At 65.2% G+C, this 10644-nt stretch carries 6 protein-coding genes; 5 read left to right on the top strand and 1 reads right to left on the bottom strand.

Features of this window, described 5'->3' with window-relative positions; genetic code table 11:
• Nucleotides 1–123: 123 nt before the first annotated feature.
• From XarbCFBP7408_RS12145 to XarbCFBP7408_RS12125, 5 genes are all read left to right on the top strand, one after another.
• A complete protein-coding gene (locus tag XarbCFBP7408_RS12145) occupies nt 124–3060 on the top strand; it encodes a peptidoglycan-binding domain-containing protein (protein WP_104563167.1) in 2937 nt (978 codons plus the stop codon).
• A gap of 486 nt (nt 3061–3546) precedes the next feature.
• On the top strand, nt 3547–4938 hold the full coding sequence (locus tag XarbCFBP7408_RS12140; RefSeq protein WP_104563166.1) for a glycoside hydrolase family 28 protein: 1392 nt from the start codon (nt 3547–3549) through the stop codon (nt 4936–4938).
• Nucleotides 4939–5205: 267 nt separating this feature from the next.
• Nucleotides 5206–6345 carry a lytic murein transglycosylase B gene (gene mltB / locus XarbCFBP7408_RS12135; RefSeq protein ID WP_104563165.1) on the top strand — a complete coding sequence of 380 codons (1140 nt, stop codon included), beginning with the start codon at nt 5206–5208 and terminating at the stop codon, nt 6343–6345.
• A complete protein-coding gene (locus XarbCFBP7408_RS12130) occupies nt 6342–7754 on the top strand; it encodes a septal ring lytic transglycosylase RlpA family protein (RefSeq protein ID WP_104563164.1) in 1413 nt (470 codons plus the stop codon). The genes mltB and XarbCFBP7408_RS12130 overlap by 4 nt, the downstream gene beginning before the upstream one ends.
• A 363-nt stretch (nt 7755–8117) precedes the next feature.
• Nucleotides 8118–9323: a D-alanyl-D-alanine carboxypeptidase family protein gene (locus tag XarbCFBP7408_RS12125; protein WP_104563163.1), complete on the top strand. Its 1206-nt coding sequence runs from the start codon at nt 8118–8120 to the stop codon at nt 9321–9323.
• 129 nt (nt 9324–9452) lie between these two features.
• On the opposite strand, the gene XarbCFBP7408_RS12120 is transcribed toward XarbCFBP7408_RS12125, so the two are convergent.
• Nucleotides 9453–10514: a lipid A deacylase LpxR family protein gene (locus tag XarbCFBP7408_RS12120; RefSeq protein WP_104563162.1), complete on the bottom strand. Its 1062-nt coding sequence runs from the start codon at nt 10512–10514 to the stop codon at nt 9453–9455.
• Nucleotides 10515–10644: the final 130 nt, after the last annotated feature.

Genomic DNA, 10644 nt, shown 5'->3' with positions numbered 1-10644 from the left:
CCATTCTTCGTCGGAAATATCGGTCGGATATGGCTTACGAGGCTTCATCCGTATACGTTAGCGGGACAAGAGCAAAGTTCATAACACGCTCTAGACCAGAGCACGCTTCCGCTCAGTCAGCGTATGAATCCGCCAACCGAGCATGCCCAGGCGGGTCAGGCGCGTTGGGATGAGTGGCAGGGACGCAATATCCAAACCAAGCCGGAACCTGGCATCCCAGGCTTGCGTCGCGCCGGGGTGACAGCAGGGCTTGCTGGCTTGGGCGTTGCCGCGACCGCCTACGATGCGTCGCAAGCCGGGGAGCGTGTTGGCACGCTGTTGGCACAAGACAACCTCACCGCTGCACGCTCGGAAGCGTTGCACTTTGCTGCCCGAGGCGCGGGTGGCTGGGCGGGAGGCGCTGCTGCCGCTGCCGTTGTTGGCACAAGCGGCGCCGGGCCCGTCGCGCTGGTGGTGGCCGATGGTTATCTGTTCAGTGCTGCTGCCGACAAGGCCGTGACGCTCTGGGACAACCGCCAGATCTATACGCAAACCGACAAGCAGGGCGTGAGCTGGGAGTTCAACGGCAGCCAGTGGTTTCGCCAAGAAAAAGTCGACCTGCCGAACGATGGCGTGGATGCGCCACAGAAGCAGGGCATGTTCGCGCTGCCAGAAAAAGCGCGCGAGCTGAACTATCACGCCAGTGGCGAAGCGACCGAGCAGGCACTGGGCAAAGTGCAACCCAGTAATCCTTATGTGCAGCCATCCAGTGAGGCAGATGCGGCGCATCTTTACGCACGGGATTGGCGGCACGATCCGGCAAGTGGCCAGTGGTCACGGATGATCGCCGACGACGTCGACCGGAACGATCGACCCGTCTGGACGGTCGATCCGGCAAGCCCTGAGCGCAGTGCCGCGTTGGACCAACAAGCAGCTCAGGTGGTGGACGCCAACATTGCCCGAGGTCCGGCTGCGATTGCAGCGACCTATCAAGCTGCCTATCAGCGCAATGGCTGGGATGACTTCGGCCCTGTGCCAGCGGCCGTGCAAGCCGCCTTAAACCCAGATTCGCTGCAAGCATCGGACGGCAAGCAGTATCAGCGCAATACGCAGGGCCAGTGGCGGCATGATGGTATTGCTGCCGAAGGCAATGTCCCGTTGGAACTGAACGCAATGCGCGAACGCTTGCAACCGGCATTGGAGCAGCATGCGCAGGCAATGGCACAGATGCCGGCAAGGCAAACGCCAACGCCACAGCAACAAGACCAGGCCAATACCGAAGCGACCTATGCCGCCTATGGCGTTGCGCCCAATGCCCAGACTGCAGGCGCGATCCAGCTTGCGGTGCAAAAGACACGTGAGGCAAACGGGATTGATGCCGCGACCAGCTCTTTGGCGTTGGAGCGCGACGCGACCGGCCAATACTCGGTAGACAGCCCCATCCAGCATTTGACCCGTGATGCAGATGGTGTGGTGCGCGTTGCGGCAACCACCAGCACTGATGAGATCTATCAGGCACTTGGGCAGGTGCAGTCAGTTCGGCAGGAGCAACCGCCTTCGGCGGGTGCACCCGAGCTGCGCATTGACGCGCAGTCGCCCCAAGAACGCGATGCCTACGATCAAGCATTGCGCGAAGCCAATCGGCAGGGCGTTTCCACACAAGAAGCACAACAAGCTGCGAGCTTCGCAGCAACGACCGTTACCGCTCCGCGTGTGGATGAAACCCAAGCGCCTCAGGCAGCCATTGATACGCGTGATCAAGGCGTAGCACGCGCCGCTGAGCAGCCTGCCATTGCGGAGACGGCAACGCCTGCCTCGGTCGTGATGCCTACATCCGTCAACGCGCCTCTGCCAGAAGACGCGCGCCCGGTCGCCAAGCCTGCCGAATCGAAGCCCGAACCTGTCCCGCAACGCGAACCACAAGAGACCCAGGCATCTGAGGTTGCTGCACCTTCAACAGCCGTCCCGGTCCAGCCTAAGGTGGAGCCATTGGTTCCAACGGCAAGCGCGCTTGCACCGAGCGCTGGATCGGCATCATCCGCTTCGACCTCCGCCGATCAAGCATCTACTCAGGCCACTGTGCCGACGCAGCCGCCATCAAGTGAGGTGGAAGGGCTGCGCCTCGGCGACCGAGGGCAAGAAGTCGAGTTCTTGCAGTATCGCTTGCAGCAAGTGGATGCCCGGGGTCCGAACGGTCGGGCCGTGCCGCAAGACGGGCACTACGGTCCAGAGACCGAACATGCCGTGAGGCAGTTTCAGCAAGACCAAGGTTTGCCGGCAACGGGCGTAGCCGGCCAAGACCTGGATGCAGCGCTGTCGCAGGCACAAAACGCGCGCCGAGAAGCCTTGAAATCGACAGCGCCGGCATCGGCCACTGCGGCGCTGGAGCAGGGTAGCGAGCAGCAAGCGCAAGGAGTTGCACCACAGAACGGTGCGCCATCGGCTGTTCCATTGCAGGCAACGCAGCCAGAGGTGACGCAAGCGACATTGCCGGCGACGCCAACGCAAAGCGAGATGCCGGCGCAGATCGTCTTGCCTGTGCGCACGTCCTCCTATGCGTCGTCGCCAGGTTTTGGTGGGACTGGCGCGCGTTCAAACGCACACGAATACCGTGAAGAACGGGTCGAGCAAGCAAGGCCCTCCCAAGATGTCGCTCAGCAGGCGTTTCCGTCTGATCATCGGGATTACGCGCTGTTCTCCGCCATCCAGGCCCAGCTCCCGAAGGGCACATCTGATGAGAAGACGGCCGAGGTGCTCCATGCCGTCAAAGAGTCAGGGATCGAACGCGCGGATGAACTCCGCAAAGTGATCATCCAAGATGACGTCGCCTTTGTGTTCGGCAAAACGCCGGGGTTCCACTCGGAAACTGCGCTCAACACGCCATCGCCTGGCATCAATGAGACCTTGCAGAAAACAGAGGCATTGGATCAACAGCGGGCGCAGGAGATGACGCAATTCCAGCACGAGCGCGAAGAGATCGACAAGAACCCAACCGGTCCAGTGATGACGCTTGCTGCGCGCTCCCAGCAACAAGCTACGTCCCCAGTCTCAAACGGGGATGGTGGGGGAGATGGTGGCTGACGCAGGTCGTCTTCGCAGGGCGTTGTGTTGATGTCTGGCTCCTGCTGCCTGTCGCGTCTCGCTGTTGATGCTTCCAAACTTGAAAGGTTAATGAGGATACCGGCAAGGTGCCCGGCTTGGACGTGGTGACGGCCGTCAAGACGCACCGGCCGGTGCACGGATACTGACGCGAGAGTGTGTCGCGTCGCGTCGCTGCGCCAGCGCCGTGCGCGCATTTCTTTGTGTGCATGCAATGTCGCAACGTCGATCGATGCGACACCCGTATGTCAAACGTTGACACACTTTCCGGCGCGCTGCGTTTTTGCGCAGTGCATTGCAACGACGATACACGGGCGTAGGCCTGCTTCGTTCGTGCGGCGCTGGGTTCGCGCGCCCTCTGCATGGCTGTACAGGGCTTCGTAGAGTCCGCCACGTCGCTATAGCGTTGGCGGCCGCGTCGCGTCGCTCCAGCAACACGCGCCATTCCTCTTTCGGGTGATCTCTTCCATGAAACTGCTAGCCGCCGCCATCGGCAGTGTTTGTCTCACGCTGGCCGCGCAAGCCGGTGCGGTCACGTTCGCCACCGGCGATGCGCGCGCTGTCGCGCAACCTGCGATTCCCTCCCTCTGCCAGCCTGCGTTGAAGGCCAGTCAGACGCCGAACGGGCGCGTGTTCGATGCGGCGCTGGAAAGCGCGCCGCCCGATACCCGAACCATCCAGGCGGCACTCACTGCGTGCAAGAACGGCGCGGTGTTGCTCACCAGCGGCAGCGGCAACGCCTTCCTGACCGGCCCGCTGACCATTCCCGCCGGCGTCACCCTGGTCGTCGATCAGGGCGTCACCGTGTACGGCTCGCGCAACCCGGCCGATTACGGCAGCGGCTGCGGCAGCGCCGGTTCCAAGAGCGGCAGCTGCCTGCCGTTGATCGGCATCAAAGGTGCGAACGCGGGTGTGATGGGCATGCGCACCGGCGGGCGCCAGGGCACCATCGACGGGCGCGGCGACCTGGCCATGCTCGGCAAGAGCACCACCTGGTGGGAATTCGGAGAAAACGCCAAGAACGCAGGCCAGGTGCAGAACAGCCCCGACCTGATCAAGGTGCAGAACGCCACGGCATTCACGCTCTACAACATCAACCTGATCAATGCGGCGTATTTCCATTTCTTCGCGCATATCGTCGACGGCCTGACCATCTGGGGCGTGCGGGTGAAGTCGCCGGCCACCAGCCCCAACACCGACGGCCTGGATCTGGACAGCGTGGTCAACGCCACCATCCACGACAGCGATGTGATGGGCGGCGACGACTGCGTGGCGATCAAGACCATCGCCTCCAAGTCGGCCAACATCACCGTGCGCAACTCGCGCTGCTACGGCACCCACGGCATCTCGATCGGCAGCGAAGTGATGTCCGGCGTCAGCAATGTGCTGGTCGACAACAATGCGCTGGTGTCCACCGACGATGCGGGTAACCGCAGCACCGACAACAGCGGCCTGCGCATCAAGACCAGCCTCGCCAAGGGCGGCCCGGTCAGTCTGGTCACCTATCGCAACACCTGCCTGTACGGCGTCAGCAGCCCGTTGGTGATCAACCCGTTCTACGCCGCCGCAACCAGCGGCACCAAACCGACCTTCAGCCAGATCGTGGTCGATGGGCTCAAGACCAGCAACGACGCCGGCGGCAAGGGCTGGATCCTGAAGGGCTTTGATGCGCAGACACCGCTGGATCTGGTGTTGGCCAACGTGGCGCACAGCGACGCGTCGATCAATGCCAGCAATGCGCAGATCGGGCTGAGCAACAGCGCCGTCACGCCGTCGGGGACCGGCGTCACCACCGGCACCGTGCAGGTCGGCGGCGCGGTGCCCACCTGCTCGGGCGCACCGCGCTTCCCCGCGCTGTGATCTCGCTGGCGCGGCCATCACTCGCCGCGCCAGACCCGCTGGCGCCTTGCCTGCGAACGTACGTTTTTCAGCATGGCAGCTAGGGCGGCGGCCCCGCACATCGCTACCGCCGCGTGCCGGAACGTTCCGCCCGCAGGCACCACCGAACCCCCGATCCCCCCTCCCGCATCCCCTGCCGCAAACGCGGCAGGCTTGACTTTGATTAAAGTCTTTGCGTTTCATGGCCTTATTGCCAGAAGTTCATCTGATGTCTGTTACCCTCAGCCGATGATTCGACGCACTCTGACCTGCCTGCTCACCCTCGGCCTTGTCGCCTGCGCGACTCAGCCCAGCCCTCCGACCCCGCCGCCGGCCGCCAGCGCGCCCCCGGCCAAGCCGCCGAGCGCCCCGGTCGCGCCCGTCAGTGCCGCTGCCGAAGCGCCCGCGCTGCCGCCGGTGGACCTGACCCCGGTGCCGTTCGAGATCGCCCGCGCCAACTTCGTGCGCGACACCGCCGCCAGGTACGGCATCGACGCCGCACAGATCGAAGCAGTGCTGGCGCAGGCGCAGTTCAAGGACGCCATCGTCACTGCGATGTCGCGCCCGGCCGAGCGGGTCAAACCGTGGAACGAATACCGCCCGATGTTCATCACCCAGGCGCGGATCGATGGCGGCCGCAAGTTCCTGGCCGAGCATCGTGCCGAGCTGAGCAAGGTCGAAGCGGCCACCGGCGTGCCGGCGCAGGTGATCGTGGCCATCATCGGGGTGGAGACCAGTTACGGCAGCAATGCCGGCAAGTACCGCGTGCTGGACGCGCTGTACACGCTGGCGTTCCGCTACCCGCGCAGCGGCGACCCGGCCAAGCTCGAACGCGAAGTGCGTCGCGAGCTGTTCTTCCGCGATGAACTCGGCCAGCTGTTCGCGCTCGGCAAGGAAGAGCAGCTCGATGTCACCACGCTGATCGGCAGCTATGCCGGCGCGATGGGCATGGGCCAGTTCATGCCGTCCAGCTACCGCCAGTTCGCCGTCGACGGCGATGCCGACGGCAGGCGCAACCTGTTCACCGACCACAACGACGTGTTCGCCTCGGTCGCCAACTACTTCGTCAAGAAGGGCGGTTGGGTGCGCGGTGGCCAGGTCGCGGTGCCGGCCACGCTGGCCGCCGGCCACGAGGAATTCAATCCCACCGACTGGTCGCCGGTGTACACGCTGGCCGACCTGTCTGCGCGCGGCTATCACCCGAATGCGCCGGTGGTGGCCGGCAGCACCGCCACCCCGATCACCCTGGACGATGCCAACGGCAAGCAGTACTGGCTGGGCTTCCAGAATTTCTACGCGATCACCCGTTACAACATTTCCAAGATGTACGCGATGGCCGTGTTCCAGCTGTCCGAGGCCATCGCCGGCAAGGAGTTACCCCCGGCATGAACAGCACGACAGGCCCCAAGTGGTTGATCCCGATGGCGCTGATGCTCGGCCTGGCGGCCTGTAGCAGTGCACCGAAGAAAAGCGCCGGCACCGGCGGCAGCGGCGCGATCAAGGGCGTCAAGGTCGACGGCAAGGGGCCGGCGTATGTGGCCACCGGTTGCCCCTCGACCTCGCCCTACGCACCCGCCAAGGAAGACCCGTCCACGCGCGGCGACTACACCGCCGGCGGCCTGTACAAGCCCGGCGTCAAGGACACCACGCCGGACCACGTGCCCAACGTGGCCTGCATCCCCGAACCGCTGGTCACCAACGAGCCGCGCTCGGCGGTGGGCAACCGCTCGCCGTATGAGGTGCTGGGCAAACGCTACGTGGTGATGGACAACCCCGGCGACTATGTCGAACGCGGGACCGCCTCGTATTACGGCAGCAAATTCCACGGCCGGCTGACCTCCAACAAGGAGGTCTACGATATGTACGCCTTCACTGCCGCCCACAAGACCTTGCCGTTGCCCAGCTTCGCCCTGGTGACCAACACCGACACCGGCGACTCGGTGGTGGTGCGCGTCAACGACCGCGGCCCGTTCCACGATGGCCGCGTGATCGATCTGAGCTACGCCGCTGCGGTCAAGCTGGGCATCACCGGCAAGGGCACCGGCAACGTCGAGGTACGCGGTCTGACCGAAGCCGACAACGGCAATCTGCTGGCCAAGCGCCGCAGTGGTCAGGCCCCGGTGAATACCGCCGTTGCCACCGCGCGGCCGGCCGCCGGTGCCAGCCAGATCGATGGCCTGGTGCAGCGTCTGCCCACCCGCACCGTGCCGCCGCGCGCAGTCGCAGCTGGCGCTGGTGCCGTGGTTGCCAGCTCCGCTGCCGCATCGGCTGGCAGCGCGCCGGTCACTGCGGCCGGCGAGCGTTGGCGCTACCGCGTGGCCGATTCGCGCCAGCCCGGCAATGCCGACAACTTCGATGCCTGGATGAAGTCGCAGGGCGTGCGTGTGGCGACCGGCAAGCCGGCCGCTGCGTCACCGCGACCGACATCGGCAGCATCCGCCTCGGCGCCTGTGGCGGCCGTGCCGGTTGCGGTTGCGGCGATCAAGCCATCCGAGAACACCGTTGCACGTCCGCTCAAGGCCGAGCCGGTGCCCGCCAAGGCGTCCAGCGTGGCCGAAGCCGCACTGGGCGACATCCTGCTGCAGGTGGCCAGTTTCGCCAGCCGCGAAAACGCCAACCGCGCGTTGTCGCAGCTGGCCTCGGCCGGCATTGCCGGTGCCAGCGTCAGCGACATCGTCAGCGGCGGTCGCACCCTGTGGCGGCTGCGCGTCAACGCACGCGACCACGCCAATGCCTCGGAAATCGCGCAGCGCATCGCCGGCCTGGGCTTCGGGCGCCCGCAGATCGTGGCCAACTAGCACCGGCCGTCCTGGGGATGGCGGGGGCGATCCGGGTCGGGCAGCGAACCGTGTGCACCTGCAACGCGGGTGCGGCCAGGGCCTGAATCGATGTTCTCCCGCGCATGTCGGCGCCTGATGCACCGTGTGTATCCAGCTGACGACCGAGTGCCACGTTCGCCAGCTTCGACACGTCGCAAGCGACGCCCACGCTGTGCGCGGCGCCTCCGATAGCGCGCCCAAGGCGCCACACTCGTGCCTGCACCCCATCGCCATCGCTGAACTGCGCAGGCGCGTGCGCCATCCCACGCGTCGCCCTGATCGCCGTGGCGCCTTACAATTTCGCATTACCCAGCCTTCGGGCCCGTCAGGAGTCGTTCTGCAATGAAATTCCGCTTCGCCGCCGCTGCGGTGGCCACGTTCGCCTTTGGCCTGGTCTGCGCGCAGACCCCTGCGCCGCAGCCGACGCCTGCCGTTGCCGCTGCGCCGGCTGCCGTCCCGGTTCCGCCCGCACCCGCGCCGGCGGTGTCCAAATCCTGGATCCTGATGGATTACGCCACCGGGCAGGTGCTGGCCGGTGAAAACATCCACCAGCAGCTGGCCCCGGCCAGCATCACCAAGGTGATGACCTCCTACGTGGTCGCTGCCGAAATCAAGAATGGCAAGGTCAAGCGCGACGACCAGGTCATGATGAGCGAGCGCGCCTGGCGCGAGGGTGGTGCCGGCACCGACGGCAGCTACAGCGGCTTCCCGGTCAACCAGACCGCGCGTCTGGAAGACATGGAAAAGGGCATGGCGATCCAGTCCGGCAACGATGCCGCGATCGCGCTGGCCGAGCATGTGGCCGGCAGCGAAGAAGCCTTCGCCTCGCTGATGAACAGCTATGCCGCCAAGATCGGCATGAAGGACTCCTATTTCGTCAACGCGCACGGCCTCAGCGCCGAAGGTCACCATTCCACCGCCTACGACCTGGCGCTGCTGGGCCGCGCGATGGTGCGCGATTACCCGGAGACCTATGCCTACAACAAGATCAAGGAATTCCAGGTCGGCAGCATCAAGCAGAACAACCGTAACCTGCTGTTGTGGCGCGACCCGGCGGTGGACGGCATCAAGACCGGCCACACCTCCGAGGCCGGCTACTGCCTGCTGAGCTCGGCCAAGCGCGGCGACCAGCGCCTGGTAGCGGTGGTGATGGGCGATTCGTCCGAGCGCCAGCGCGCCGACGACAGCCTGGCCCTGCTCAACTGGGGCTTCCGCTTCTTCGAAACCCACAGCCTGTACGCGCCCGGCAAGGTCGTGACCAAGCAGAAGGTCTGGAAGGGCCAGCAGGACGAAGTGCAGCTCGGCGTGGCCCAGCCATTGCTGGTCAGCCTGCAGCGCGGTCGCTACAACGACCTCAAGCCCAGCATGGAAGTGGCCAAGAACCTGCAAGCCCCGATCAAGCAGGGCCAGCAGATCGGCACCGTCAAGGTCAGCCTGGACGGCAAGATCATCGCCCAGGCCCCGCTGGTGGCCATCAACGCAGTCGAAGAGGGCGGCTTCTTCAAGCGCCTCTGGGATGCGTTCTGGATGTGGTGGGAATCGGAGTAAGAAAAATGCCGGCGAAAGCCGGCATTTTTTGGAATCGAGAATGGGGAATGGTGAATGGGGAATGGGTAAATGCAGGAGCACAGCGTTTGCGCTTGCGATTCCCGATTCCCCACTCCCAATTCCCCGCCCTCAAAGCATCCGGCTGATGGTGAAACTGCCATACACCGGCGTTTCGCGCTGGGTCTCGAATTCGCGGGTGCGGTGGTAGCGGGCGATGGCGAATTTCCAGCGGCCGTACATCACCGCCAGGCCGTAGCCGACGTCGCCCACGAACGGGCGCTTGTCCACGCTGTGGCTGTTGCGGAAGGTGTTGCCGTCCAGGGTGATGTCGCGCAGCACCCAGCGCGCATCGGTGGTCAGGAACACATGGCCCGACCAGCCGCTGGCGCGTCCGAGCCGGCTGGGGGCGGTGTTCTCGCCGGCCGGACGGGTCGGGGTGCTGCCGAAGTCGTCCGGCAGCTTCCAGCCGAAGCGCACCTCGCCGCCGGCATTCAGATGCGTGGCCATGTTGCCGACCGCGCCGCCCCAGTGCGAAATGAAATCCCAGCCGAAGCCGTCCGCATTGACTGCCGCATCGCCCGGCCAGCGGCGCATACGCTCGTGCACCAGGTTGATCAGCGGCTCGTTGTGCAGCTGGTTGTCCCAGCCCTGGAATTTTTCGTCGCCCAGCACATCGTGGATCGCATCCTGCGCTTCCTGCGCAAATGCCCACGGGCCGACCACGCCGACCTGCAGCTGGGTGGTGCGCAGATGCGCATCGTTGCGCGCGTTGTAGCCGAAGCTCGCCAGCAGGATGCCCGCATACGGGCGGTCGTCCGGAATCACGTCGCGGCGGGTGGGGTCGGTCGGTGTAAAGATCGCCTGGCCGATCAAGAACACCATGTTCTGCTGGTCGAACTCGCCCGGATGCAGGCGCTCCAGGTAGCCGTTGACCCAGCGCGCGGTGCGCGGCAGGCAGGGGTCGTCGGTGTAGTCGACCAGGTTGGGCGACACCAGCGTCAGCACCGCGCCGTTGGAATAGCCCTGGTCCTGATCCTCCCCGCCGAACAGGTCGTTGTCGACCCGGAAGTTCACCGCCGGCGGCGTCCGGCTCATTCTGCTGGAGTCGCACTGGTCGGCAGCCAGGGCCGGCATCGACAGCCCGGAAAGAGAGAGCAGCAGGGCAGCGGACAAGGCGCGCGGTCGAAGCATGGAGGGCCTGAAAGGGTAGGTAAGGGCGGTGTTCAGCAAAGGTGCCTGCGGCCGCTGCTGCGCCGTGTGAATGTGCGCAGCAGCGGACAGCATTCTCTGCCGTTGCCCACACCTGCAGAACCATCACCGG

The organism is Xanthomonas arboricola pv. guizotiae (genome assembly GCF_002940205.1).
Classification (GTDB): Bacteria; Pseudomonadota; Gammaproteobacteria; order Xanthomonadales; family Xanthomonadaceae; genus Xanthomonas; species Xanthomonas arboricola_C.
The sequence above is the reverse complement of the archived record's forward strand: the minus strand, read 5'-3'. Positions and strand labels throughout refer to the sequence as shown.